General features: G+C 66.5%; 22 protein-coding genes and 2 pseudogenes. 22 read left to right on the forward strand and 2 right to left on the reverse strand.

Features of this window, described 5'->3' with window-relative positions; genetic code table 11:
* From QU44_RS13615 to QU44_RS13680, 14 genes and pseudogenes are all read left to right on the forward strand, one after another.
* Complete coding sequence (locus tag QU44_RS13615) at positions 1-1,446, forward strand: UDP-N-acetylmuramoyl-tripeptide--D-alanyl-D-alanine ligase (RefSeq protein ID WP_443018091.1); 1,446 nt, start codon at positions 1-3, stop codon at positions 1,444-1,446.
* Positions 1,446-2,516 carry a phospho-N-acetylmuramoyl-pentapeptide-transferase gene (gene mraY / locus QU44_RS13620; RefSeq protein WP_033922899.1) on the forward strand — a complete coding sequence of 357 codons (1,071 nt, stop codon included), beginning with the start codon at positions 1,446-1,448 and terminating at the stop codon, positions 2,514-2,516. Before QU44_RS13615 ends, mraY begins: the two co-directional genes overlap by 1 nt.
* Positions 2,513-3,919, forward strand: a complete 1,407-nt coding sequence (murD, locus tag QU44_RS13625) for a UDP-N-acetylmuramoyl-L-alanine--D-glutamate ligase (protein ID WP_033922902.1) — start codon at positions 2,513-2,515, stop codon at positions 3,917-3,919. The genes mraY and murD overlap by 4 nt, the downstream gene beginning before the upstream one ends.
* Complete coding sequence (locus tag QU44_RS13630; protein ID WP_033922903.1) at positions 3,916-5,142, forward strand: peptidoglycan glycosyltransferase FtsW; 1,227 nt, start codon at positions 3,916-3,918, stop codon at positions 5,140-5,142. Before murD ends, QU44_RS13630 begins: the two co-directional genes overlap by 4 nt.
* Positions 5,139-6,278 carry an undecaprenyldiphospho-muramoylpentapeptide beta-N-acetylglucosaminyltransferase gene (gene murG / locus QU44_RS13635; RefSeq protein WP_033922904.1) on the forward strand — a complete coding sequence of 380 codons (1,140 nt, stop codon included), beginning with the start codon at positions 5,139-5,141 and terminating at the stop codon, positions 6,276-6,278. The genes QU44_RS13630 and murG overlap by 4 nt, the downstream gene beginning before the upstream one ends.
* Positions 6,275-7,696 carry a UDP-N-acetylmuramate--L-alanine ligase gene (gene murC, locus QU44_RS13640; RefSeq protein WP_033922906.1) on the forward strand — a complete coding sequence of 474 codons (1,422 nt, stop codon included), beginning with the start codon at positions 6,275-6,277 and terminating at the stop codon, positions 7,694-7,696. The genes murG and murC overlap by 4 nt, the downstream gene beginning before the upstream one ends.
* 187 nt (positions 7,697-7,883) lie before the next feature.
* Positions 7,884-8,756, forward strand: a pseudogene (gene murB, locus QU44_RS13645) (UDP-N-acetylmuramate dehydrogenase); the annotation flags it as partial.
* On the forward strand, positions 8,753-9,247 hold the full coding sequence (locus QU44_RS13650) for a DUF4262 domain-containing protein (protein ID WP_033922909.1): 495 nt from the start codon (positions 8,753-8,755) through the stop codon (positions 9,245-9,247). The pseudogene murB and the gene QU44_RS13650, both read left to right, overlap by 4 nt.
* On the forward strand, positions 9,244-10,182 hold the full coding sequence (locus QU44_RS13655; RefSeq protein ID WP_033922911.1) for a D-alanine--D-alanine ligase: 939 nt from the start codon (positions 9,244-9,246) through the stop codon (positions 10,180-10,182). Before QU44_RS13650 ends, QU44_RS13655 begins: the two co-directional genes overlap by 4 nt.
* A gap of 5 nt (positions 10,183-10,187) precedes the next feature.
* Positions 10,188-11,090, forward strand: coding sequence for a cell division protein FtsQ/DivIB (locus QU44_RS13660; protein WP_081988051.1), 903 nt, complete (start codon positions 10,188-10,190; stop codon positions 11,088-11,090).
* 25 nt (positions 11,091-11,115) lie between these two features.
* Positions 11,116-12,375: a cell division protein FtsA gene (ftsA, locus tag QU44_RS13665; RefSeq protein ID WP_033922913.1), complete on the forward strand. Its 1,260-nt coding sequence runs from the start codon at positions 11,116-11,118 to the stop codon at positions 12,373-12,375.
* A 111-nt stretch (positions 12,376-12,486) separates the two neighbouring features.
* Positions 12,487-13,875 (forward strand): cell division protein FtsZ, encoded by a 1,389-nt coding sequence (gene ftsZ, locus QU44_RS13670; RefSeq protein ID WP_033922915.1) that lies wholly within the window; start codon positions 12,487-12,489, stop codon positions 13,873-13,875.
* A 104-nt stretch (positions 13,876-13,979) separates the two neighbouring features.
* Positions 13,980-15,923, forward strand: a complete 1,944-nt coding sequence (locus QU44_RS13675) for an SPOR domain-containing protein (RefSeq protein ID WP_052134860.1) — start codon at positions 13,980-13,982, stop codon at positions 15,921-15,923.
* On the forward strand, positions 15,920-17,083 hold the full coding sequence (locus QU44_RS13680) for a deoxyguanosinetriphosphate triphosphohydrolase (protein ID WP_033922917.1): 1,164 nt from the start codon (positions 15,920-15,922) through the stop codon (positions 17,081-17,083). The genes QU44_RS13675 and QU44_RS13680 overlap by 4 nt, the downstream gene beginning before the upstream one ends.
* Here QU44_RS13680 and radC read toward each other — a convergent pair.
* Positions 17,080-17,763, reverse strand: a complete 684-nt coding sequence (radC, locus tag QU44_RS13685) for a RadC family protein (RefSeq protein ID WP_033922918.1) — start codon at positions 17,761-17,763, stop codon at positions 17,080-17,082. The two genes, QU44_RS13680 and radC, sit on opposite strands and share 4 nt — an antisense overlap.
* A gap of 61 nt (positions 17,764-17,824) precedes the next feature.
* On the opposite strand from radC, the gene QU44_RS13690 reads away from it, so the two are divergent.
* From QU44_RS13690 to QU44_RS13725, 8 genes are all read left to right on the forward strand, one after another.
* The gene (locus QU44_RS13690; protein ID WP_231621746.1) at positions 17,825-21,052 is read left to right on the forward strand and encodes an intermembrane phospholipid transport protein YdbH family protein; all 3,228 of its coding nucleotides are present in this window, start codon (positions 17,825-17,827) and stop codon (positions 21,050-21,052) included.
* Positions 21,049-21,285 carry a YnbE family lipoprotein gene (locus tag QU44_RS13695; RefSeq protein WP_231621747.1) on the forward strand — a complete coding sequence of 79 codons (237 nt, stop codon included), beginning with the start codon at positions 21,049-21,051 and terminating at the stop codon, positions 21,283-21,285. Before QU44_RS13690 ends, QU44_RS13695 begins: the two co-directional genes overlap by 4 nt.
* Before the next feature lie 2 nt (positions 21,286-21,287).
* The gene (locus QU44_RS13700; RefSeq protein ID WP_033922919.1) at positions 21,288-21,659 is read left to right on the forward strand and encodes a YdbL family protein; all 372 of its coding nucleotides are present in this window, start codon (positions 21,288-21,290) and stop codon (positions 21,657-21,659) included.
* Between the two features lie 272 nt (positions 21,660-21,931).
* Positions 21,932-22,249, forward strand: coding sequence for an AtpZ/AtpI family protein (locus tag QU44_RS13705; protein ID WP_033922920.1), 318 nt, complete (start codon positions 21,932-21,934; stop codon positions 22,247-22,249).
* Between the two features lie 63 nt (positions 22,250-22,312).
* Positions 22,313-23,074 carry a F0F1 ATP synthase subunit A gene (locus tag QU44_RS13710; RefSeq protein ID WP_033922929.1) on the forward strand — a complete coding sequence of 254 codons (762 nt, stop codon included), beginning with the start codon at positions 22,313-22,315 and terminating at the stop codon, positions 23,072-23,074.
* Positions 23,075-23,119: 45 nt separating this feature from the next.
* On the forward strand, positions 23,120-23,347 hold the full coding sequence (locus QU44_RS13715) for a F0F1 ATP synthase subunit C (protein WP_033922931.1): 228 nt from the start codon (positions 23,120-23,122) through the stop codon (positions 23,345-23,347).
* 52 nt (positions 23,348-23,399) lie between these two features.
* On the forward strand, positions 23,400-23,891 hold the full coding sequence (locus QU44_RS13720) for a F0F1 ATP synthase subunit B family protein (protein WP_033922921.1): 492 nt from the start codon (positions 23,400-23,402) through the stop codon (positions 23,889-23,891).
* Positions 23,884-24,492 (forward strand): F0F1 ATP synthase subunit B family protein, encoded by a 609-nt coding sequence (locus QU44_RS13725; protein ID WP_033922922.1) that lies wholly within the window; start codon positions 23,884-23,886, stop codon positions 24,490-24,492. The genes QU44_RS13720 and QU44_RS13725 overlap by 8 nt, the downstream gene beginning before the upstream one ends.
* A 19-nt stretch (positions 24,493-24,511) precedes the next feature.
* Here QU44_RS13725 and QU44_RS18520 read toward each other — a convergent pair.
* Positions 24,512-24,896: pseudogene (locus QU44_RS18520) on the reverse strand (hypothetical protein); the annotation flags it as partial.

A 24,896-nucleotide genomic window follows, 5' to 3' on the forward strand; every position in this document is an offset into this window, starting at 1 on the left:
GTGCGTGCGGATAGCCCCACCCCTGACCCCTCCCGCAAGCGGGAGGGGGATTTGACATCCCTCTACACCGCCGCCGAAATCGCCGCCGCCACCGGCGGCACCGCCTCGGCTGATTTCACCGTCACCGGCGTAACCTTCGATTCGCGCGAAGTCGGCCCCGGCGACTTGTTCATCGCGCTCACCGGCGAATTGACCGACGGCCATCGCTTCCTTGCCCAGGCCTTCGCGCAGGGCGCAGCCGGCGCGATCGTCTCGCAGCCCTGCGACTACCCGCATGTGCTGGTGGCCGACACGATGGCCGCGCTCGAATCGCTTGCCCGCGCCGCCCGCGCGCGCACCTCGGCGGTGGTCATCGGCGTCACCGGATCGGTGGGCAAGACCGGGACCAAGGAAGCGTTGGCAGCGGCGCTAGACCGCAGCGATCCCGGTGCCACACACAAATCGGTCAAGAGCTACAACAACCATACCGGCGTCCCGCTCAGCCTGGCGCGGATGCCTGCCGCCAGCCGTTTCGCGGTGCTCGAAATGGGCATGAACCATGCCGGTGAACTCACCGCGCTGACCGGGCTGCTCCGTCCGCACATCGCGATCGTCACCGCCATCGCGCCCGCGCACACCGCGTTCTTCAGCGGGGTCAAGGCGATTGCCGATGCCAAGGCTGAAATATTCTCGGGCCTTCAGCCCGGCGGCACCGCGATCATCCCCTTCGACAGCCCGTATCGCGACCGGCTGATCGCCGCCGCACGGATGCAAGACGCCCGGATCGTCACCTTCGGCACCGGGGAGGGTGCCGATGTCCGCGCGACGGAAACGCTGGTGCGGCCGGCCGGAACGTTCGTCCTGGCAAAGCTTGGGGCTCGCGAACTTAGCTTCACGATCGGACAACCGGGCGAACACTGGGTATCCAACGCCCTGGCGATCATCGCGGCAGTCGATGCGGCGGGGGGGGATTTTGGGCTTGCGGGCTTGGCGCTTGGCGACCTTGCAGGGCTGCCCGGGCGCGGTGCGCGCAGCGAAATCGCGTTGCCCGGCGGCGGCACTGCGACCTTGTTCGACGAAAGTTACAACGCCAACCCTGCCTCGATGCGCGCGACGCTCGCGGTGCTGGCCGCAGCGCCCGGACGGCGGATCGCGGTGCTGGGCGAAATGCGCGAGCTTGGCGATGATTCGTCCAGCTATCACAGCGACCTAGCCGGTCCGATCGAGGCGGCGGAGGTTGCACATGCGATTCTGGTGGGCGAACAGATGCGGCCTTTGGCACAGGCGCTATCGCTTGCCGGACGTGTCCACTTCGTCCATGTCGCCGACGCTGCCGCCGCCCGCGCCGCGCTGGAAGCAGTGCTGGCCCCCGGCGATGCGGTCCTTGTCAAAGGGTCGAACGCGCTGGGGTTGGCGGCGATCGTCCGCGCGCTGAACGAACGCTGCATCCAGGAAGCTGTCCGCTAATGCTCTATCTGCTCGCCCAGTATCTCGACTTTCCCGGCGGCCTCAACCTGGTCCGCTATCTGTCGTTTCGCACCGGCGGCGCGGTGGCGACGGCGCTGTTCATCGGCCTGTTGATCGGGCCGAAGTTCATCGGCTGGCTTCGGCTGCGCCAGGGCAAGGGCCAGCCGATCCGCGCCGACGGACCGCAAACTCACCTCGCCAAGCGCGGCACCCCGACGATGGGCGGGCTGATGATCCTAACAGCGCTGACGATCAGCGTGTTGATCTGGATGGACTTGTCCAATCCCTTTGTCTGGGCCTGTCTGTTCGTCACCTTGGGCTTTGGCTGCATCGGCTTCCTCGACGATTACGACAAGGTGCGAAAGGCAAGCACCGCCGGTGTCTCGGGCCGCACCCGGCTGGCGCTTGAGTTCCTGGTCGCGGGTATCGCCAGTTGGATCATCATTCAGCAGAACGGCACGATGCTCTACCTGCCGTTCCTGTCGAACGTCGCGATCGACCTTGGCTGGTTTTACGTCCCCTTCGCCGCCTTCACCATCGTCGCGTTCGGCAATGCGGTGAACCTGACGGACGGGCTCGACGGGCTGGCGACGATGCCGGTCATCATCGCCAGCGTCGCGTTCATGGTGATCGTCTATCTGGCGGGCAACGCGATCTATTCGGCGTATCTGGGTATCCCGCATGTCCCGCGCGCGGGCGATCTGGCGATCTTCTGCGGCGCGATTGCCGGGGCGGGGCTGGCGTTCCTGTGGTTCAACGCGCCGCCTGCCGCGGTCTTCATGGGCGACACCGGCAGCCTGGCGCTGGGCGGGGCGCTCGGTGCGATCGCGGTGACCGCGCATCACGAAATCGTGCTGGGGATCATCGGCGGGCTGTTTGTGATGGAGGCGATGAGCGTCATCATCCAGGTGTTCTTCTACAAGCGCACCGGCCGCCGCGTGTTCAAGATGGCGCCGATCCACCATCATTTCGAACAGCTCGGCTGGAGCGAGCCGACGGTGGTGATCCGCTTCTGGATCATCTCGCTGGTGCTGGCGCTGGCAGGCCTTTCGACGTTGAAGATCCGGTGATCACCGCCCGCGCCTGGGCAGGCAAGCGCTTCGCGGTGCTCGGCCTTGCGCGTTCGGGCGCGGCGACGGTGGCGGCGTTGCTGGCGGGCGGTGCCAACGTCGTAGCTTGGGATTCGGATGCGGGGGTGCGCAGCCAGTTCCTCCCCGGTACGGGGAGGGGGACCGGCGCAGCCGGTGGAGGGGGGCTTCCACAGGCGGCGTCGCTTGCGGACAGCCCCCTCCACCAGCCTGCGGCTGGTCCCCCTCCACGTGCCGGGGAGGAGTTGGCGCTGGCCGACCCTCTGACCCTCGACCTTACCGGCTTCGATGCCGTCGTTGCCTCCCCCGGCGTGCCGCTCAACCGGCACCCCATCACCGCGCACGCCGCCGCCGCGCGCGTGCCCGTCATCGGCGACATCGAATTGTTCGCGCAGGCACGCGCCGAGCTGCCCGCGACCCGCGTCGTCGGCATCACCGGCACCAACGGTAAATCGACCACCACCGCGCTGATCCACCACATCCTCGCCACCGCCGGCGTGCCTACCCTGATGGGCGGCAATATTGGCCTGCCGATCCTGGCGCAGGACGCGCTGCCGCATGGCGGGGTCTATGTGCTCGAGCTGTCGAGCTATCAGATCGACCTGACCCAGACCCTCGATTGTGACGTCGCGGTGCTGCTCAACATCACCCCCGATCATCTCGATCGCTATGACGGGTTCGCGGGCTATGCCGCATCGAAAGCGCGGTTGTTCGCGATGCAGGCACTGGGCCATGCCGCGATCATCGGCATCGCTGATGAGGCATCGTCTGCCATCGCGCGGCAGATCGCGCGTGGCGGGCGGGCCGAGGCGGTGACCAGGATCGCACCGGGGGTCTGCATGGACCAGTCGCGCTGGCCCGCGCTGCAAGGCCCGCACAACGCGCAGAACGCGCTGGCGGCGATTGCCGCTTGCGAGGCGCTGGGGGTGTCGCAGGCCGCGATCGACGCGGGTCTCGCCAGCTTCGGCGGCCTGCCGCACCGGATGCAGATCGTGGGCGAGCGCGGCGGCGTTCGCTTCGTCAATGATTCCAAGGCGACCAACCCCACCTCGACCGCGCCCGCATTGCAGGCGTTCGACCGAATCCACTGGATCTGCGGCGGTCAGGCAAAGACCGACGACCTCGACGCCTGCCGTCCGGGCTTTGCCAATGTGAAGCGCGCCTACACTATCGGCGACGCAGCGGTATTGTTCGAACGCTTGCTCACGCCCGACATGCCGGTCGAGCAATCGGGCACGCTCGATGCAGCGGTCGCGGCGGCATGGGCCAATGCCGCGCCGGGCGACACGATCCTGCTATCGCCCGCCTGCGCGTCGTTCGACCAGTATCGCGATTTCACCGCGCGCGGCGATGCCTTTGTCGCCCTGGTGGAGGCGCTGGCATGACCGATATGCTGCGCGAAAATGCTTCGCGAGGGTTTCGCGGGCGGGTTGAAGAGCGGTTGGGCCGCGGCAACCGGACGCCATTGGGGCTGTGGTTCTGGGAAATCGACCGGGTTTTGCTGCTGCTCGTATTCCTGCTGATCGCGATCGGGCTGGTCGCGGTTGCGGCGGCATCGCCGGCGTCGGCGGTGCGCTATTCGGACGCCGAAAAGACGCTTCCCGCCATGTATTATTTCTGGCGGCAGATCATGTGGGTGACGGTGTCGATCCCGTTCATGATCGCAACTTCGATGCTGCCGACAACGGCGGCCCGGCGGATCGCGATGGCGGGGACGTTGGTCCTGATCCTGTCGCTGATGACCTTGCCGTTCATCGGTGCCGAAGTGAACGGCGCGCGGCGCTGGATCGGGCTGGGCTTCACCCAATTCCAGCCTTCGGAATTTCTGAAACCGCTGTTCATCGTCACCACCGCGTGGCTGCTGTCGCTGCGTGCCAAGGATCCCGAACTGCCGCTGGTAATCATCACCGGCGGGCTGACCGCGCTGGTCGGCGGGCTGCTGATGCTCCAGCCCGATTTCGGGCAGACGGTGGTGTTCGGTGCGGTGTGGATGGTGATGCTGATGATCGCTGGCACCAGCCCCAAAGCGATCGGCGCGCTGATCGGCAGTGCAGCCGCGGGCGTCGTCACCGCCTATTTCTTTTATGGCACCGCGCGTGTTCGGATCGACGCCTTCCTGTTTCCCGATCCCGACAAGGCGATGACCGACCATTATCAAACCGATATGGCGCATGCGACGATCACCGGCGGCGGCATCACTGGTACTGGCCCCGGCGGCGGCATCGTCAAGTTCAAGCTGCCCGAGGCGCATACCGATTACATTTTTTCGGTGGTCGGCGAGGAATTCGGGCTGATGGCCTGCGCCGCCATCGCCCTGGTATATCTGGCAATCGTCGTCCGCGTGTTCGTCAAGCTGCTCGACGAAGAGGATGCGTTCCGCCTGCTCGCCGCATCGGGTTTGGCGGTGCAGCTTGGGATTCAGGCGATGATCAACATGGCAGTCAACACCGGGATCGCGCCGTCGAAGGGCATGACGCTGCCGTTCATCAGCTATGGCGGGTCGTCGATGATCGCCTTGTCGATCGGTTTCGGCCTATTGCTCGCCTTCACGCGGCGAAACCCGTATTTGAAGCGATCGCCGTACAGCGTCGCACGGAGCAAACAGTGAATCCTCGTCATTACGTCCTCGCCGCCGGTGGCACCGGCGGGCATATGGTCCCCGCCGCCGCACTTGCCGCTGAACTTACCGCGCGCGGGCATCATGTCGCGCTGGTGAGCGACGAGCGCGGGGTGCGCTTCCCCGGTCTCTTCGACGATGTGCAGACGCATGTCCTGCCCGCTGGGCGCTTTACCGGCGGGCCGATCGGCTGGGCCAGGGCAGCGCGCAAGATGATCGCGGGGCGTTCGATGGCGATCGAACTGTATCGCGGGTTCAAGCCCGCCGCCGTCATCGGCTTTGGCGGCTATCCCGCATTTCCCGCGCTGGCGGCGGCGTTTCATGCCAAGCTGCCGACGATCATCCATGAACAAAATGCGGTGCTGGGCCGGGTCAACCGGCTGGTGGCGGGCAAGGTCAGCGCGATCGCGACCAGCTATGCCAATGTCGAACGGCTCAAGCCCGATCATGTCGCAAAGGTGCGGCTGATCGGCAATCCGGTGCGCCAGTCGGTGCTAGACCTGCGCGAGCGGCCCTATCCCGAACTCGACGAGGACGGCATCTTCCGCGTGCTCGTCACCGGCGGCAGCCAGGGCGCGTCGATCCTGAGCGAAGTCGTCCCCGACGGCCTGGCGCTGCTGCCCGTTCATTTCCGCCGCCGCTTGCAGGTGACGCACCAGGCGCGGATCGAGGACATCGACGAGGTCCGCGCCAAATATGCCGCGCACCAAATCCCCGCCGAGATCGCGACCTATCTGCCCGACCTGCCCGAGCGGCTGGCCTGGGCGCATGTCATGATCGCGCGCGCGGGTGCCTCGACGATTTCGGAGCTTACCGCCGCCGGTCGCCCCGCGATCCTGGTGCCGCTGCCAGGTGCCACCGACGATCACCAGACCGCCAATGCGCGCGAGATCACGCAAGCCGGTGGCGCACGGACGATCCCGCAGCATCAGTTCACCGCGACCGAACTTGCCAAGCAGATGCAGAAGCTGGGCCTCGACACGTTGGCGCTCGCCAATGCCGCACGCTGTGCGCGCAGTGTCGGGCGGCCCGATGCCGGGCGCGACCTGGCCGATCTGGTCGAGCGAATCGACCAGCCGTCGCTGTTCAACTCCGATGCCCCCGCGCGGCTGCAGGTGATCGCATGAAGGGCGTCGGCACCGACATCGGCACGATCCATTTCGTCGGCATCGGCGGAATCGGCATGTCGGGCATCGCCGAGGTGATGCATAATCTGGGCTATAGCGTCCAAGGATCGGACGTCGCCGAAAGCTATGTGATCGAAGGCCTGCGCGCGCGGGGCATCCCGGTGCATATCGGCCACAAGGCCGAGAATGTCGAAGGCGTCGCGGTGGTCGTCACCTCGACTGCGATCAAGCCGGGCAATCCCGAGCGTGATTATGCGCTGGCCAACCGAATCCCGCTGGTGCGCCGCGCCGAGATGCTGGCCGAATTGATGCGGCTGAAATCGACCGTCGCGGTGGCGGGGACGCACGGCAAGACGACGACGACCAGCATGATCGCCGCGATCCTCGATGCCGGCGGGGTCGACCCGACGGTCATCAACGGCGGCATCATCAACAGCTATGGATCGAACGCGCGGCTGGGCGCGAGCGACTGGATGGTGGTCGAAGCCGATGAGAGCGACGGCAGCTTCCTGCGGCTCGACGGCACACTGGCGGTGGTGACCAACATCGACCCTGAACATCTCGACCATTATGGCTCGTTCGATCGGGTGAAGGACGCCTTTGTCGAGTTCGTCGAGAATGTGCCGTTCTATGGCGCGGCGATCCTGTGCCTCGACCATCCCGAGGTGCAGGCGATCATCCCGCGCGTGCGCGATCGCCGGATCGTAACCTATGGCTTTGCCGCACAGGCCGATGTGCGCGGGGTCAATGTGACGCCGCATGTCGGCGGCAACCGCTTTGAAGTGATCGTCCGCCACCGCGACGGCACCACGCGATCAATTGAAAATATCGAGCTGCCGATGCCCGGCCGCCACAATGTCCAGAATGCGCTGGCGTCGATCGCGGTCGCGCTTGAGCTTGGCATCGACGATTCGACGATCGCCAAGGGTTTCGCCGCGTTCACCGGCGTGAAGCGGCGCTTTACCCAAGTCGGCTCGGTAGCCTTTGCAGGCGGAGGGGGTGCGGCGATCGTCGACGATTACGGCCACCACCCGGTCGAAATCCGCGCGGTGCTGTCGGCGGCGCGTGAGAGCGCGCAGGGGCGGGTGATCGCGGTGGTGCAACCGCACCGCTATTCGCGGCTCGGCGGGCTGATGGACGAGTTCGCGCAGGCGTTCAACGACGCCGACATGGTCTATGTGACGCCGGTTTATGCCGCAGGCGAAGCCCCGGTCGAAGGCGTAGATGCCGACGCGCTGGTCGAGAATATCCGTCGGCGCGGGCATCGCTCGGCGCAGACGGTGGACGGACCGGAGGCGCTGGCGATGGCGATGGCGGCGGTGGTGCAGCCGGGCGATCAGGTGATCTGCCTGGGGGCGGGGGATATTACGAAATGGGCTGCGGGGCTGGCGCAGGCGATTGAGGCGGCGCGGGCGTGAGGGTGCGGGTATCCTTGCATGGGGTGGCCTCGCAGGTCTCGCCTAAGGGCCGGGCGGTGGAGCAGTGACCGGCGCTACTTCTTCCCCCCTCCCGCTTGCGGGAGGGGTCGGGGGTGGGCCTGCGGACGCTGACTTCGGTAAGCAGAAAGTCCCACCCCTAACCCCTCCCGCAAGCGGGAGGGGGACTGTACGCGGTCGCCTCACGCCCGCCGCGCCGCTTGCGCCGCTCGTGTGGTTCAAGACCGGCGGTGCCGCCGAATGGCTGTTCGAACCCGCCGACACCGACGACCTTGCGGCCTTCCTCGCCGATCTCGACCCCGCGGTGCCGGTCATGGCGCTGGGCCTGGGATCGAACCTGATCGTGCGCGATGGCGGGGTGCCTGGTGTCGTCGTTCGGCTGGGCAAGCCATTCGCCAAGGTCGAGGCGATCGACGCGGTCACGCTTCGTTGCGGCGGTGGCGCGTCCGGCATTTTGGTGTCGTCGACCGCGCGCGATGCGGGGATTGGCGGCACCGAGTTTCTGCGGTCGATTCCCGGCACCGTCGGCGGCTTCGTGCGGATGAACGGCGGCGCCTATGGCCGCGAGGTGAAGGACGTGCTGGTCGCGTGCGACATCGTGCTGCGATCGGGCGAGCGGCGGACGCTGAGTATCGGTGACCTTCGCTACACCTATCGCCACAGCGAATTGCCCGAAGGCGCGGTAGTGGTGTCGGCGACTTTCCGCGGCCACCCCGCCGAACCTGCCACGATCCAGGCCGAAATGGACCGGATCGCCGCCGCGCGCGAAGCATCGCAGCCGCTGCGCAGCAAGACCGGCGGTTCGACCTTCAAGAACCCGCCGGGCGAGAAGGCCTGGGCATTGGTCGATGCGGCGGGCTGTCGCGGGCTGATGCGCGGTGGCGCGCAGGTGAGCGAGAAACATACCAACTTCCTCATCAATACCGGCGACGCGACCAGCGCCGATATCGAGGCGCTGGGCGACGACGTCCGCGCGCGGGTGAAGGCGGCGTCGGGGATCGACCTCGAATGGGAAATACAGCGGGTGGGGGTAGGCGCGTGAGTGGCACCGACCTTAGCGCGCACGAGAAGCGCATCGTTGAGAACGTCGAACGACATGGTTGTCATGTCAATTTCGTGTTCGATCCGGACGAAAACGAGCCAGCATTTTGCTACTCGGTTGGCTTTCCTGAAACAGTCAACCAGTCGGAGGTGATCGTCTTCGGCCTTTCCCAAAAAATGATGCATTGGATGGTAAATGAGACGCTTCGGCAGTGCCGAGACGGGTTAATTCTCAAAGACTGGGTAGTAATAGGCGGCTTGCTGGAGGGCTTTGAGTGTATCGTGCGGGAAATTTCGCCGCAAAACCTAGCTCCAGAATATTTTAATTCGGCTCTATGGTTCCACCGCTACACCACCGGATCGGACCTTGCGTCCGCCGTGCAGCTGGTTTGGCCGGGCGCGGTTGACGGTCTTTTTCCTTGGGAAAGCGGCAGCTCGGAAATTGTCTGTAATAGCCAACCTGCATTGTACGATCGAAAGCTGAACTCATGAGCATACCCCTCCACATCGCGGTGCTGATGGGCGGCTGGTCGGCCGAGCGCGAGGTGTCGCTGATGTCGGGTGCCGGCGTCGCCGATGCGCTCGAATCGCTTGGCCACCGGGTGACGCGGATCGACATGGGGCGCGATGTCGCCGCGCGGCTGGCCGAAGCCGCGCCTGATCTGGTGTTCAACGCGCTCCACGGCAGCCCCGGCGAAGATGGCAGCGTGCAGGGGATGCTCGACCTGATGGGGCTGCGCTACACCCATTCGGGCCTTGCCGCGTCGGTGATCGCGATCGACAAGGTGCTGACCAAGCAGGCGTTGGTGCCGCATGGCATCCCGATGCCCGGCGGGCGGATCGTGCCGACCGAGGAACTGTACGCGCGCGACCCGCTGCCGCGCCCTTATGTGCTCAAGCCGGTCAACGAAGGATCGTCGGTGGGCGTCGCGATCGTCACCGACGAGGGCAATCACGGCAACCCGATCGCGCGCGACAGCGTGGGGCCGTGGAACGAATTCGACGAATTGCTCGCCGAACCCTTTATCCGTGGCCGCGAGCTGACGACGGCGGTGCTGGGCGATCAGGCGCTGGGTGTTACCGAACTAAAGCCGACCGGCGGCTTTTACGACTATGCCGCCAAATATACCGATGGGCTGACCGAGCATGTCTATCCCGCCGACATTCCCGACGCCATCGCGCAGGCGTGCGAAGGGATCGCGCTCGAGGCGCATCGGTTGCTCGGCTGCAAGGGAGCCTCGCGCGCCGATTTTCGCTGGGACGACAGCCAGGGGGCCGAAGGGCTGTTCCTGCTCGAGGTCAACACCCAGCCGGGGATGACCCCGCTAAGCCTGGTGCCCGAACAGGCGCGGCATTGCGGCATTTCCTACCCGCAACTGGTGCAGCGGATCGTCGATGAAGCGATGCACGATGGGGGGACCGCGTGAGCAGCATGACTCAGCGTCGATCGGCACAGAAGCGAGGCGCGCCCGCCAAACGCAAGCAGCCGGCGAAACGGGTGCGCAAGCCCTCGATCCTCGATCGGACGATCGCGGCGCTGCCGGTCAGCGAACTGGCGCTGCGCCGCGCCGCCGCCTGGACCTTTGCGATTGCCGCAGGAGCGGGGGCTATCGGCATCGCCAGCTTCTTCGGCGTTCCCGGCGCGATCGGCGTCGCGGTGGCCGAGGGAATGGGGCGGGCGGGGCTTCGCGTCGACCAGGTCGAGGTGAGCGGGCTGGAGCGGATGGAGCGGATGTCGGTCTATGCCGTCGCGCTTGAACAACAATCGCGCGCGATGCCGCTGGTCGATCTGAACGAAGTGCGCGAGCGGCTGTTGCGCTATGGCTGGATCGCCGATGCGCGGGTGTCGCGGCGGCTGCCCGATACGCTGGTGATCGACATTGTCGAGCGCACCCCGGCGGCGATCTGGCAGAATAACGGCCAGTTGATGCTGATCGACGAAGCGGGCACCTTGCTCGAGCCGGTACGCGCCGATGCGATGCCCAATCTGCCGTTGGTGGTGGGCGATGGCGCCAATGCGCAGGAGCCGGCCTATCAGCGGTTGATGGCGGCGGCGCCCGCGCTTCGCCCGATGGTGCGTGCGGCGACCTGGGTCGGCGATCGCCGCTGGGATTTGCAGTTCGTCTCGGGCGAGGTGCTGTTGCTGCCCGCCGGTGAGGAACCCGCCGCCAAGGCGCTGGTGAAGTTCGCCGAGCTCGACGGGCGCGATCGGTTGCTGGGTGGGCATTATACCCGCTTCGACCTGCGCGATCCGACCAAGCTGGTGATGCGGCGCAAGAGCGGGGTGGAGAAGGTTGCGCCGGTAGTGGGCGAAGATTCACCCGGTTTGAATTGAATTGGCGTAACTTGAGGGCAGGAACATGGCGAAAACGGTACCGGAAGGCCTGATCACCGCGCTCGACATCGGATCGTCGAAAGTGTCGGCGGTGATCGCGCAAAAGGGCGATGGCGGCGAATTGGTGGTGCTGGGCACCGGCCAGCGCGAGAGCAAGGGCGTCAAGCGCGGCTATATCGCCGACATGGCGGCGACCGAAGTCGCGGTGCGCGAGGCGGTGGAGCAGGCCGAGCGAATCGCCGGGGTCGCGATCGAGGATGTGTGGGTAGCGTTTTCGGCCGGCGGGCTGGTCAGCGACATCGTCAAGCTTGAGGTCGATCTGGGCGGCCACCGGGTCGAGCAGGGCGATATCGACGATCTGCTCAAGGCCGCGCGCAACGCGCTCGATCCGGCCGGGCGGATGGTGCTGCACGCACAGCCGACGCGCTACACGCTCGATGGGTTGACCGGGGTGCGTAAGCCCCTGGGGCTGCATGCCGATCGGCTGGGCGTCGAAATCCATGTCGTCGCGACCGAAGGGTCGCCGGTGCGCAATCTCGATCTGTGCGTCCGTTCGGCGCATCTCGACGTGAAGTCGATCGTCGCCGCGCCCGTCGCCACCGGGCTTGCGGTGCTGAGCGAGGAGGAGCGCGAGCTTGGCGTCGCGCTGGTCGAGATCGGCGCGGGGGTCACCAACGTATCGGTGTATCAGAACGGCGTGCTGACCGGGCTTGCCTCGATCGCGATGGGGGCCGCCGATGTGACCGACGACATCGCCAGCGCCTTTGGCACCCGCCGCGCGCAGGCCGAGCGGATGAAATGCTTCCACGGTTCGGCGAACATGAGCCCGCGCGACAATCACGATATGATCGACGTCGCGCCGATGTCGAACGACGAGGATGCCGAGGGGACGCGGATCACCAAGGCGCAGTTGATCGCGGTGATCCGGCTGCGGCTCGACCGGCTGATGCAGGAGGTGCAGCGCGAGTTGACCAAGCTCAACTTCGCCGATCCGGTGGGGCGGCAAATCGTGCTGACCGGCGGCGGTGCCGAGCTGAAGGGGATCGCCGATTACGCGCAGCAGGCGCTGGGGCGGACGGTGCGGCTGGGGCGTCCGCGCGGGCTGACTGCGCTGCCCGAGGCGCATTCGGGGCCGGCCTTTGCCACGCTGGCGGGGCTGGCGATGTTCGCGGCGGCCGATCCAGTCGATCTGCGCGCGTTCGAACCGTCGCACCAATTGGTCGTCCGGCCGTCCACCGGCGCGGTGATCAAGCGGCTGCTGGCGGCGTTCCGGTCGAATTATTGAGAAATTGCACCACGCTTTGGCTTTTGCCGCTAGAGTCGCGTTAATTATTCATGCACAACCGCTGATGATTTTGCGTGCCTCCCGGTTTTCGGAGGCACTGGGGAGACCAACATGGGTATCGATTTTCTGCCGCCAGACGTCGATGAATTGACGCCGCGTATCACCGTCATCGGTGTCGGCGGCGCGGGCGGCAACGCCATTGCGAACATGATCCGCGCCGATGTCCAGGGTGTCGAGTTCCTTGTCGCCAATACCGATGCACAGGCGCTGAAGCAGTCGACCGCGCCGCAGCGGATCCAGCTTGGTGCCAAGATCACCCAAGGCCTGGGTGCCGGCAGCCGGCCCGAAATCGGTCGCGCCGCCGCCGAGGAAACGATCGAACAGGTGCAAAAGGCGCTGGAGGGCGCGCATATGTGCTTCCTGGCGGCCGGCATGGGCGGTGGCACCGGTACCGGTGCGGCCCCGGTCATCGCCAAGGCGGCGCGCGATATGGGCATCCTCACCGTCGGTGTGGTGACCAAGCCCTTCTCGTTCGAAGGCAAGCGCCGTGCGGCGGCGGCAGAAGCCGGCATCGAAGAACTGCAGAAATATGTCGATACGCTGATCGTCATTCCGAACCAGAATCTGTTCCTGATCGCCAACGCCAACACGACGTTCAAGCAGGCGTTCGAAATGGCCGACGAAGTGCTGCAACAGGGCGTTCGCGGCATCACCGACTTGATGGTGATGCCGGGCCTGATCAACCTCGACTTTGCCGACGTCCGCAGCGTGATGCAGGAAATGGGCAAGGCGATGATGGGCACCGGCGAGGCCGAGGGCGACAGCCGCGCGATCGAAGCCGCGCAAAAGGCGATCGCCAACCCGCTGCTCGACGGCGTGTCGATGCGTGGTGCCAAGGGCGTGATCGTGTCGATCACCGGCGGTGAGGATATGCGGCTGCTCGAAGTCGACGAGGCCGCGAACCATATTCGTGAACTGGTCGATCCCGACGCCAACATCATCTGGGGTTCGGCGTTCAACCCCGAACTCGAAGGCCGTATTCGCGTGTCGGTGGTCGCCACCGGGATCGAGGCCGATGGCGAAGCAATGCCGCCGCATGTCAGCACCCCGGCAGAAACCACCCGCAGCTTCAGCTTCTCGGCCCCGCGCAAGCCTGATGCTGCCCCGGCAGCGCCCGTCGCGTTCGAGCCCGCGCCTGCACCCGCCCCGGTGGCCGAGCCGATGCCGACGCAGGACGATGGCGACGAATTGGTGCTGGGCGCCGAATCGACGCTGCCGCCGGTTGATCCGGTTGCGCCCGCGCTCGATGAGGCACCCAAGCGCCGCTGGTTGACCGGCGACGCCGAAGACCCGGTCCCCGTCGCCGAACCGGCAACCAAGGCGGGTGGGACGCTGTTCGAACGTATGTCGAATGCCGGTCGCGGCCTCAGCCGCGGCACCAGCGACGACAAGGAGCCGCTGGACATTCCGCGCTTCCTGCATCGGCAGAACAACCAGTGATCGCTGTTGCCCGTCCGGCTCGTCGCCGGGCGGGCACCGCCGGTCGCCAATCGCCCGTGCGATGGTCGCGGTTGCCCCTCGACCTGCTATAGCGCCGTGCATTCATGAAGCATTTCCGTATCTTGCGCCCGTCGGTCGCGCTGGTCGCGATCGCGATCGCCATGCCTGCCATGGGGTTGGCCAAGGCCAGCCAGGGCGTGACGGGGCAGGCGGGGTTCTTGCCACAGCCGACGCCGATCGCCGATCGGCTGGCGGTGCAGATGCGCACGCTCGCGGCCAATCCCACCGATGCCGATGCCCTGATCGCGGCGGGTGACCTGAGCGCACAGCTCGACGATACCGCAGCCGCGCTGCAATTTTTCGCGCGCGCCGAAAAGGTCGCGCCGCGCGATCCCCGGATCGCGGCGGGCAGGGGGCGGGCATTGGTGCGGCTCGGTCGCCCGGGCGAGGCGTTGCAGCGCTTTGCCGAGGCAGAGGCAGCACGGATGCCGACGATCGGTTTCGCTGCCGATCGCGGGCTTGCCTATGACCTGATCGGTCAGCAGCGCCATGCCCAGGCCGAATATGCCCGCGCGCTGGCGGCGGGCGAGGATGCCGAACTGCGCCGCCGCTACGCCCTGTCGCTGGCGATTTCGGGGGACAAGGCGGCGGCGGATGCGATGCTCGATCCGCAATTGCGCGCGCAGGATCGCGCGGCGTGGCGCACGCGCGCGCTGGTATTGGCGATCGGCGGCAATGTGCCCGAAGCCGAGCGGGTCGCGGTGCAGATGATGCCGGGCTTCGGCACCGCCTATATCCCGTTGTTCCGCCGGCTGGGCGAAATACGCGATCCCGCCGATCGTGCGTTCGCCGCGCATCTGGGCGAATTTTCGCGCACGCCCGCGCGCCTTGCCGATGCGACGATGGCCCCGGCACTGCCGCCGCTTTCGGGGGCGGAACGCGAGGCACCGGTAGCCGTGGCTGCCGCGACCGCGACCGGCACCGCCAGCCCCTTGAGCGCGTCCGCCCGGCGCGCGGATGCACGAGCCGCCCGCCTTGCCGCACGGGCAACGCCGCCCAGCCGCACGAGCGGGGAGCGGCTTGCCAGCACCGTCACCCGCGCGCCCGAGATTGCGCCGGTCAAAGCCCCCGAAGTCGCGCAGCCTGTCCCGGTCGCGTCGGCGTCAACCCCAGCGGTTTCTGCCCCGCCACCGAGCGTCGCCGGCGTCAGGCCTTTCGAGATCAAGGTGACGGCTGCCCCGATGATTTCGCCGAAGGTTGCCCCGCCGGCTGCTGCACCGCAGCCGGGTTTCAGCGCGCCCACCACCGGGGCGCAGCTGGCGATGGCGTCGGCATTGCCCGAGCCGGCACCGTCGCAGCCGGAGGCAACGGTCAATCCAATCGTCACCTCTATCGTGCCGCCTGACCGGGCAAATGGCGTCCTTGCGGCAGCAGTGCCGAACAGGGGCGAGGCGCGGCTGGCAGCGGTCGCGCCCGCCATACCCAAGGCATCGCCCCCGGCGGCGAGGACGATCGGCGCGGAGGACGACGTGATTGCCGCCATCGTTCGCGGCATCGTCATCCCGGCGTCCGAACTCGGGGTGGCACCCTTGCAGAGCGAAGCACCGCCGCCTGCGCCCACATCCGCACCGGTCGAGCCCGTCGCCGTGCCGGTGGCAAAACCACCCGCGCCCAAGGCTGCTGCACCCAAACCCGCCCCGGCGAAGGCCGAAACGCCGAAGCCAGCGCCCAAAGCCGCCAAGAAACCCGCGCCCGCGCCCAAGCCGCCCGCCGAACCCGCGCGCCATTGGGTGCAGGTTGCCGGCGGTGCGAATGTCGCCGATCTGCCCAAGGCCTGGAAAAAACTGGTCGACAAGGCACCGGCGGCGATGAAGGGACGCAGCGCATGGACAACCCCCTTACGATTCACCAACCGTCTGCTGACCGGCCCGTTCAAGACCGACGCCGAGGCGCAGGCGTTCGTGAACACGCTGACCAAGGCGGGGCTGAGCGGCTTTGCCTGGACCAGCGAGGCGGGGCAGAAGGTCGCCAAGCTTCCCGCCAAATGAGTCCGGCACCCTGGGCCTCCGATCCCGCCGCCTCGCGCGGCAGATTGCACCGCGAGGCGAGCCAGAGCGAACGCGGGCCGCGCGACGCATTCCAGCGCGACCGCGACCGGATCGTCCATTCGATCAGCTTTCGCCGGCTGCGCCACAAGACGCAGGTGTTCATGGCCCCTGATGGCGATCATTTCCGCGTCCGGCTGACGCACAGCCTGGAAGTGGCGCAGATCGGCCGGGTGATCGCGCGCACCCTGGGGCTGAACGAGGATCTGACCGAAGCTTTGTGCCTGGCGCACGATATCGGCCATCCGCCCTTCGGCCATGCCGGCGAGGATGCGCTGGGGGCGGCGCTGGCGGGCAAGGGCGGGTTCGATCACAACGGCCATACGCTGCGCGCGCTGATGCTGCTCGAAAGCCCCTATCCGCGCTGGCCGGGGCTGAACCTGGGATGGGAAACGCTGGAAGGGCTGGCCAAGCATAACGGGCCGATCACGAACCCCGGCTGGGCGCTGGCGCAGGCCGATTCGACCTTTCCGCTCGACCTGACGCGCTGGCCCTCGCTCGAGGCGCAGGTGGCCGCGCTCGCCGACGATATCGCCTATGACAATCACGACATCGACGACGGCCTGCGCGCGGGGCTGTTGTCGCGCGACCAGATCATGGCGGTGCCGATGATCGCGCGCGGATGGGATGCGGTGAAGGCGCGGCTGCCCGATGTGCCCGATCATCGGCTGACCGGCGAACTGATCCGATCGCAGATCGGGCTGATGGTCAATGATTTGATCGCGACGACTTTAGGCCGCATTGCCGATGCGGGGATCGAAAACGCCGATGACGTGCGTGCGGCGGGGCGTTGCCTGGTCGGCTTTTCGGACGCGATGCGCGACGAGGAGCGCGCGCTCAAGCGCTTCATGTATGCCGAACTCTATCACCATCCGCGCCAGTTGGCGGCGGCGGAGATGGCGCGTGCCGTGGTGGCGGGGCTGTTCGCCGCTTATGCCGACGATCCGCGCCGCCTGCCCGAGGAATGGCGCGAATTGCTGCCCGCCGAAGAGCCAGCGCGCAGCCGCCACATCGCCGATTTCATCGCGGGCATGACCGATCGCTATGCGATCGCGCGCTATCGCGAGGTGGTTGGGCCGATCGAACTGCCCGAGGGCTTCTAGATCAGGCCCAGCGAACGCAGGCTGGCATGGCCGTTGGTGCCGATGATGATGTGGTCATGCACCGCGATGTTCAGCCTTTTGCCCGCATCGGCGATCGTCCGGGTCAATTCGATGTCGGCACGGCTGGGGGTGGGGTCGCCTGAGGGGTGATTGTGAACCAGGATGAGCGCCGCCGAGCCGAGGTCGATCGCGCGCCGGATCACTTCGCGGACATACACCGCCGCTTCGTCGATCGACCCTTCGCTCATCAATTCGTCGCGGATCAGCATGTTGCGGGTGTTCAGGTGCAGCACCCGGACCCGCTCGATCGAATGATGCGCCATGTCGGCGCGCAGATAGTCGAGCAGCGCCTGCCAGTTGTTCAGCAGCGGGCGGTCGGCCACTTGCGCCTGCACCAGCCGGATCGCGGCGGCATGCGCGATCTTGATCGCCGCCGCCGAGGTGTCGCCCATCCCCGCAACCCGCGCCAGCGCCGCCGGATCGGCGGTGAGCAGCCCGCCGATGCCGCCGAATTCGCGCAACAGCGCCTTTGCCAGCGGTTTGGTGTCGCGGCGCGGGATCGCCAGCGCGAGCAGATATTCGATCAGCTCGTGATCGAGCAGCGCTTCGCCGCCATGCCCCAGCAATCGCTGGCGCAAGCGCGCGCGGTGACCGGCGGTGTCGGGCGGAGGATCGGCCATCGGTGACAGGGGTAGCAAAGCACAGGCCTGGTGCAAATGCTGTCGCAGCCTTCGCCGGTAAGTGCTTGACCAACATCGCCCGGCCCCGCAACGGTCGGTGGGTGATGGCGACAGCTTCAGGGTGACGGCGCAGGCCGAGCAGGAGCCGGGTGCCCAGTCGGCGCGGCGGTGGTGGCGGCTGCTGGGCGTGCCGCGGCGTGGGCGGGTGCCGCTCGCGCTGGCGATCATGCTGCTGGCGGCGCTGGTCGCGCTATGGAGCCAGCGCCGACCGATCGCCGAGAATTTCATCAATGACGAACTGGCGCGGCGCGGCATCGCGGCCAGCTATCGGATCGCCGATATTGGCCTGTCGAGCCAGCGGCTGACCGATCTGGTGATCGGCGATCCGGCCGATCCCGATCTGGTCGCCGATAGCGTGATCGTGCGGACGCAGGTGGGGCTGGCTGGGGCCAGGGTGACCGGGATCGAGGCGGGGCAGGTGCGGCTGCGCGGTCGGCTGGTCGATGGGCGGCTGTCGCTGGGGGCGCTCGATCGGTTGTTGCCCGCACCTTCGGGCGAGCCGTTCGCCTTGCCAGTCCTGTTCGTCGACGTTGCTGATGCGCGGATGCGGCTGGAAACGCCCTATGGGCTGCTGGGCCTGCGGATGAGCGGGCGTGGACAGCTTAACGACGGATTTCGCGGGCAAGTAGCGGCGGTATCCGATCGGCTGGCGCTGAGCGGCTGCACCGGCGGCGGGGTGAGCGCGGCGATGGTGGTGGCGATCGACGACGGTGCGCCGTCGCTGAACGGCCCGATCCGCGCGGCGACGATTGATTGCGGAGCCAATGGACGCGCGAGCGCGGTGGCGCTTGGCTTGAAGCTGGGGCTGACCGCGCCGCTGGATCGCTGGCGGGGGCGTGCCGATCTGGCGGCTGGCGGCGTCGCTGCATCCTTTGGCAGCTTGGCGCGCCTGATCGGGAAGGTTGATTTCGACGGCAGCGCCGCGCGTACCGAAGGGGCGGTTGCGCTGGCATCGGGCGATGTCGCCAGCGTCGATGCGCGCGCGGCGAGCCTGTCGGTGGAGGGCCGCTATCGGATCGAGGGGCCGGCGATCCGCTTTGCCGGGCGCGCGCGCGGCGACCAGATCGCGCTGTCACGGCAAAGGCTGGCACAGGTGGTAGTCGTAACCCGGCGCGCGGCGGGGACGCCGGTGGCTGCGTTGGCGGCAAAGCTTGGTGATGCCGTGATGCGAGCAGGCGAGCGCAGCGCCGTCGACATCCGGTTCGCGGTGCAACAGCGCGGCAATCGCGGTGCGCTGGTGGTGCGCGAGGCGGCGGTGGCGGCGGCAAGCGGCGCGCGGATCGCGCTGAGCGGCGGGCAGGGGGTGCGGCTCGGCTGGCCCGGCGGCGCGTTCGGCATCGATGGCAGCCTGTCGCTGGGCGGCGGTGGCTTGCCGCAGGGCGAGGTGCGGATCGCGCAGGGAAGGCCCGGCGAGGCGGTGAGCGGTGATGCGCGCTTTGCCCCCTATGCCACTGGCGGCGAAATACTGGCGCTTGCCCCGATACGCTTCCGGCGCGCACCGGGCGGGGCCACAGCGATCACCACGCGGTTGGGCTTCAGCGGGGCATTTCCGGGCGGGCGAGTCGATGGGCTGACGCTGCCGATCGAGGCCCGCTGGGATGGCGGCGGACGGATCGCGGTGAATTCGGGCTGTGTGAGCGCCGGGTTCGAGCGGCTGCGGCTGTCGGCGCTGTTGCTGGCCCCGGCGCGGTTCGCACTGTGCCCGATCGGGGCGGCGGCAGTCGCGATCGGGGCTGACGGGCTGCGCGGTGGCGTCAGGGTTGCCCGGCCTAGCCTGCGCGGCACCGTCGGCGGCACGCCGCTGAAGTTCGACGCCGCCAGCGCCGCCTTCGCGCTCGATAGCCTGCGGTTCGAGGTCGGCGATCTCGCGCTGCGGCTGGGGGCGGGGGATCGGATTTCGACGCTCGACATCGCGGCGCTGGCTGGCCGGGTTCGGGGTGGCGGGGCGGCCGGGCGGTTCGACGGGGCAACGGGCGCGATCGGCAATGTGCCGCTGGCATTGTCGGGCGGCGCGGGGGCGTGGCGATTCGCCGATGGCAAGCTGATGCTGAACGGCGAATCGCTCCGCGTCGCCGATGCCGCCGCAGAGCCGCGCTATAATCCGCTGGCCGCGAATGATTTCGTGCTCAGCTTCGCCGGGAATCGGGTCGATGCGCGCGGCACCCTCACCACGCCCAAGGAGGGGGTGAAGGTCACCGATGTGGTGATCGTCCATGATCTGGGGGCAGGGGTGGGGCGCGCCGATCTGGCGGTGCCGGGAATCACCTTCACCGATGCGTTTCAGCCCGAGGTGCTGACTCGCCTGACCTTCGGCGTGATCGCCGACGTTGCCGGCACGGTTTCCGGCACCGGGCAGATACGCTGGAGCCCCGAGGCGGTTACCAGCGACGGCGTGTTCCGCACCGCCGGCACCGATCTGGCCGCCGCCTTTGGCCCGGTGCAGGGTGTTTCGGGCGAGATCCGCTTTACCGACCTGTTGGGATTGCAAACCGCTCCGGCGCAGCTTGCCACGATCGCGGTCGCCAATCCGGGGATTCCGGTCGAGAACGGGCAGTTGCGCTATCAGTTGATCGGCGACCAGAAAGTGGCGGTCGAGGGTGGGCGCTGGCCGTTTGGCGGGGGCGAGCTTGTACTGGAGCCGGCGGTGCTCGATTTCGGCCAGACGGTCGAGCGGCGGGTGGTGTTCCGCGTGCGCGGCGTCGATGCGGCGGAATTCCTCCAGACCTTTGATTTCGAAAATCTCAACGCCACCGGCACGTTCGACGGGGTGCTGCCGATGATCTTTGACGAGCGCGGCGGCCGGATCGAAAATGGTCGACTGACGGTGCGCGAAGGTGGCGGGACGATCGCCTATATCGGTGAGCTGACGCAGGAGGATCTGGGCACCTGGGGCAATGTCGCGTTTCAGGCACTCAAGGCGATCGATTATAAACGGCTGAACCTGGTGCTGAACGGGCCGCTGGCGGGCGAGATGGTGACCGAGATCGGCTTTGCCGGCATCAGCCAGGGCAAGGGCACCAAATCCAATTTCATCATCAATCGACTGGCGAAGCTGCCATTGGTGTTCAACATCACCATTCGCGCCCCATTCCGCCAATTGCTCGATTCGGTGCAAAGCTATTATGATCCTACTTTGCTGATCGAACGCAATCTGCCCGCGCTGATCGACGAACAGCGCAAACGTCCGGCACCAGCCGTTCAGCCCCCTGCAATAGAGAATGTGCCATGAGCGAAACAGGATTGATGAAGCGCATGAAAAGCACGACCTTGGCCCGCATGGGACATAATGTGGCGATCGGTTTGGCGATTGGCGCGGCGGCGTTGGTGGGCGGATGCGTGAATGTCAGCGCGCCCGACAAGCCGATCGTGATCAATCTGAATATCAGCATCACCCAGGAGGTGGTGTATCGACTGGATGGCGAAGCCAAATCGCTGATCCAGCAGAACCCGGGGATTTTTTGACCATGCGTATCGCGAAATGGATGATCGGCCTGGCGCTGACGGCTAGTGTCGCCGGTGCAGCACAGGCGCAGCGTGATCCCGAATATGCCAGGGCGCGCGCCGCCGGGCAGATCGGCGAGCAGACCGACGGCTATCTCGGCGTGGTCGGCAACGCGCCCGACAATGTCCGCGCGATGGTTCGCGATATCAACATCAAGCGCAAATCGGTTTATACGCAAAGCGCGAGCGGCGGATCGACGATCGAGCAATTCGCGTTCGTTTCGGGCTGCAACCTGATCGCGCGCACCGAGCCGGGCGAAATGTATCAGACGCCCGGCGGTGCCTGGAAACAGCGCGGCGCAGGCCCGCCCGAGCGCGATCCGCGCTGTGTGTGACGAAGGCGCGCGCTTGGTTTTCTGGCCGTTGCTGTGTTTGCATTAGCCAGCAATATCTTTTGATCGTTGCGATCATATCTCGAACCCCGGCTGTGCCAGCAGTCGGGGTTCAATCGTTCGGAGACTATCTGCCAGGCCGACCTCCGCCGCACCCTCATCCCCCCGGACGGTTGACTTGAGCCGCCCCTCATCCTAATCGGCCCCTGCCTTGGCGGGCTTGGCCCTCGGCACATCGCGCTTGCCCGGCCCGTACAGGGCCTGGGAGGAGCAACATGGCAGAGAACGAGCCCGGACCGGACCCCCTGCCCGAGGATGCACGCCTTGATTCGCTCGACGAGCGGCTGGCGCGCGCCAAAGCGCAGGAAACGATCCGATTGGGCGAGACGCGGGCGCAGGATGGCGAAGGCTATCGTTTGGGCAATCGCGTACTTGCCGAATTGATCGGGGGAATGGTGGGTGGTGCGTTGATCGGGTGGACGCTCGATCATTTCCTTGGCACCTCTCCCTGGCTCCTGCTCGTGCTGCTTGCCTTTGGCATCGTCAGCGCGTTCAGGAATATCATCAGGATTTCGAACCGGCGCTCGAAGTAATGCTTCGGGCGCTTTGGCAAATTGGAAACGGCAGTGGCGGCTGAGGCAGGCAAGATCGACCCGATGCACCAGTTCGAGGTGCAGTCGATCGCGGATATGTTTACGGTAGGCGGCCAGACGATCGCCTTCACCAACAGTGCGCTTTACATGGTCGCGGCGCTGATCGCGCTGTGGGCGTTCATGCTGGTCGGTATGAAGCGCCAGCTGGTGCCGGGGCGCGGCCAGATGATGGTCGAAGGTTTTGTCGGTTTCATCGACAAGCTGCTCGATGCCAATATCGGCAAGGCGGGGCGCAAATATGTGCCCTATGTCTTCACGCTGTTCATGTTCATTCTGTTCGCCAATTTGCTGGGGCTGTTGCCGCTGGGGCTGGCCGGGTTGCACCCGTTCACCTTCACCAGCCACTTCACCGTTACCGGCGTGCTGGCGATCATGAGCTTTTCGATCGTGCTGATCGTCGGCTTCGCCAAGCATGGCCTTCGCTTCTTCAGCCTGTTCGCGCCCAAGGGCACGCCGATTCCTGTGCTGCTGCTGGTCGCGCCGATCGAGTTCGTCTCGTTCATGGTGCGCCCGTTCAGCCTGGCGCTGCGGCTGTTCGTGGCGATGACGGCGGGGCACATCCTGCTGAAGGTGCTGGCGTATTTCGTCATCAATTCCTCGGCGGTGTCGGCAGGGACCGGCTTGCTCGTCGGCATCCCCAGCTTCGCGCTGATGGTCGGTGTTTCGGCGCTGGAGATTCTGGTTGCCGGCGTGCAGGCCTATGTCTTCGCGCTGTTGACCTCGCTGTACATCAACGATGCCGAGCATCTGCACGACCATCATTGATTGCTTTCGTTTTCTAACCGCAGTTTTTCTCAAGGAGTGAATTTCATGGACGCAGACTCGATCAAGCTGCTCGGTGCCGGTCTTGCAGCAATCGGCGCAGGCCTTGCCGCACTCGGCGTGGGCAACGTCTTCTCGGCATATCTTCAGGGCGCGCTGCGCAATCCTGGTGCCGCTGCCAGCCAGCAGGGCAACATGTTCATCGGCTTCGCCGCTGCAGAGCTTCTGGGCCTGCTGGCGTTCGTCGTTGCCGTGCTGCTGATTTTCGTCGCCTGATTTCGCGGGCGGTGCCGGCTAGCCCGGCGCTGCCCTCAAGGACATTTTTCGAATGCCGCAAATCGAACAAGTCGCCGCAACCTTCGCGTCCCAGCTCTTCTGGGTCGTGCTGACGTTCGGGCTCGCCTATCTGATCATCGGCCGGGGCATGGTGCCCAAGGTGCAGGCGACGATGGACGATCGCGACCATCAGGTCGCCGGCGATTTGAAGGCGGCAGAAGCGGCGCGGGTCGCTGCCAATGCCGATGAAGACAATTGGCGTTCGCAGGAAAATGCGGCGCGCGAGGCGGCTCGGCAAAAGCTGGCGGCGGCAAAGGCGCAGGCAACCGCCCGCACCGAAGCAACGCTGGCGGCATCGGATGCCGAGCATCAGGCGCGTGTCGGCCAAGCCGAAGCGCAGATCGCCGCCGCCTCACAGGCTGCGGCGGGTGAGATCGAAGGCATCGCCGCCGATCTGGCACGCGACATCGTTGCGCGCATTTCGGGCGCACCGGTCAGCGAAGACGAAGCGCGCGGCGCAGTGAAGGCGGTGATCCATGGCTAATCCCGTAGCCCAGCCCGAGGTGTCGAACGCCAGCCTGTCGGCAGAGGGCATGCCCGAAACCGGCGCGGTGGCGGTCGAAAGCGTCGGTGCCGAGGCTCCGCATGCCGATCCGACGCTGTTCTTCCTCGACCCCACCGGCTGGGTATCGGCGGCGATGGCGGTGTTCCTGATCATCCTGCTGGTCAAGGGCGTGCCGCGCCTGATCGGCGCGATGCTCGACAAGCAGATCGCCGAGATCCGGTCGCGGCTGGACGAAGCGAAGCAGTTGCGCGGCGAAGCCGAAGCACTGCGCGCCGAATATGCCCGCAAGCTGGCGAGCGTCGAAGTGGATGCCGCAGCGATGATCGCGCACGCCGATGAAGAGGCGAGCGCGATGATGGTCAAGGCCGAGGCCGACGCCGCCACGCTGGTCGCTCGCCGCACCCGCATGGCCGAGGACAAGATCGCCGCTGCCGAGCGGCAGGCGATCGCCGATGTCCGCATCCGTGCGGCCGATGCTGCGGCCAAGGCTGCGGCGGCGATCATCACCGACAAACACGGTGCCGCTGCCGACCGCGCGCTGGTCGACCGCACGATCGCGGGGCTTGGTCGGGTGAACTAGCCGCGCGACGGCCTGGATTTCAAGTTGCAGGCGGCGCGGTATTCAATGCCTCGGTCATGTCCAATTTCTCGAGCGTGATGGGGCCGGAGGGCGTTTTGATCAGCGAGCCTGTGGCCGTTATCCGTTGAGCGCGCATGGTAAACCGCTCGACCCGATAAAGACCGGGCTGGCCGGCAGGCAATGCTATAGGCACGTATCGCCGTGATTCGACAATTTCGACGATCGGCTTTGTCCAGCCAAGCGCCCGGTTACCGCGCAGGACCTGCACATCGGTCACCGTGCCGTCGCCTGTCACCATGAAGCCGATGTCGGCCCATTGGACAGGCGTCGCCCCTCTGTTCATCAGCGCTTTCACCCGCTCTGACTCACTCAGCATTAACAGGCTGCTGAAAAATCCCACGGTT

The sequence above is a fragment of the Sphingomonas sp. 37zxx genome, assembly GCF_000786205.1.
GTDB lineage: Bacteria > Pseudomonadota > Alphaproteobacteria > Sphingomonadales > Sphingomonadaceae > Sphingomonas.

What these genes read in the sequence shown, in the direction of transcription:
- QU44_RS13715 (WP_033922931.1), top strand. Translation starts at nt 23,120, where the DNA reads ATGGACGCAGACTCGATCAAGCTGCTCGGTGCCGGTCTTGCAGCAATC.
- QU44_RS13675 (WP_052134860.1), top strand. Translation starts at nt 13,980, where the DNA reads ATGAAGCATTTCCGTATCTTGCGCCCGTCGGTCGCGCTGGTCGCGATC.
- ftsA (WP_033922913.1), top strand. Translation starts at nt 11,116, where the DNA reads ATGGCGAAAACGGTACCGGAAGGCCTGATCACCGCGCTCGACATCGGA.
- QU44_RS13660 (WP_081988051.1), top strand. Translation starts at nt 10,188, where the DNA reads ATGACTCAGCGTCGATCGGCACAGAAGCGAGGCGCGCCCGCCAAACGC.
- QU44_RS13710 (WP_033922929.1), top strand. Translation starts at nt 22,313, where the DNA reads ATGCACCAGTTCGAGGTGCAGTCGATCGCGGATATGTTTACGGTAGGC.
- ftsZ (WP_033922915.1), top strand. Translation starts at nt 12,487, where the DNA reads ATGGGTATCGATTTTCTGCCGCCAGACGTCGATGAATTGACGCCGCGT.
- QU44_RS13655 (WP_033922911.1), top strand. Translation starts at nt 9,244, where the DNA reads ATGAGCATACCCCTCCACATCGCGGTGCTGATGGGCGGCTGGTCGGCC.
- QU44_RS13695 (WP_231621747.1), top strand. Translation starts at nt 21,049, where the DNA reads ATGAGCGAAACAGGATTGATGAAGCGCATGAAAAGCACGACCTTGGCC.
- QU44_RS13630 (WP_033922903.1), top strand. Translation starts at nt 3,916, where the DNA reads ATGACCGATATGCTGCGCGAAAATGCTTCGCGAGGGTTTCGCGGGCGG.
- murC (WP_033922906.1), top strand. Translation starts at nt 6,275, where the DNA reads ATGAAGGGCGTCGGCACCGACATCGGCACGATCCATTTCGTCGGCATC.
- radC (WP_033922918.1), bottom strand. Translation starts at nt 17,763, where the DNA reads ATGGCCGATCCTCCGCCCGACACCGCCGGTCACCGCGCGCGCTTGCGC.
- QU44_RS13700 (WP_033922919.1), top strand. Translation starts at nt 21,288, where the DNA reads ATGCGTATCGCGAAATGGATGATCGGCCTGGCGCTGACGGCTAGTGTC.
- QU44_RS13705 (WP_033922920.1), top strand. Translation starts at nt 21,932, where the DNA reads ATGGCAGAGAACGAGCCCGGACCGGACCCCCTGCCCGAGGATGCACGC.
- mraY (WP_033922899.1), top strand. Translation starts at nt 1,446, where the DNA reads ATGCTCTATCTGCTCGCCCAGTATCTCGACTTTCCCGGCGGCCTCAAC.
- QU44_RS13720 (WP_033922921.1), top strand. Translation starts at nt 23,400, where the DNA reads ATGCCGCAAATCGAACAAGTCGCCGCAACCTTCGCGTCCCAGCTCTTC.
- QU44_RS13725 (WP_033922922.1), top strand. Translation starts at nt 23,884, where the DNA reads ATGGCTAATCCCGTAGCCCAGCCCGAGGTGTCGAACGCCAGCCTGTCG.
- QU44_RS13680 (WP_033922917.1), top strand. Translation starts at nt 15,920, where the DNA reads ATGAGTCCGGCACCCTGGGCCTCCGATCCCGCCGCCTCGCGCGGCAGA.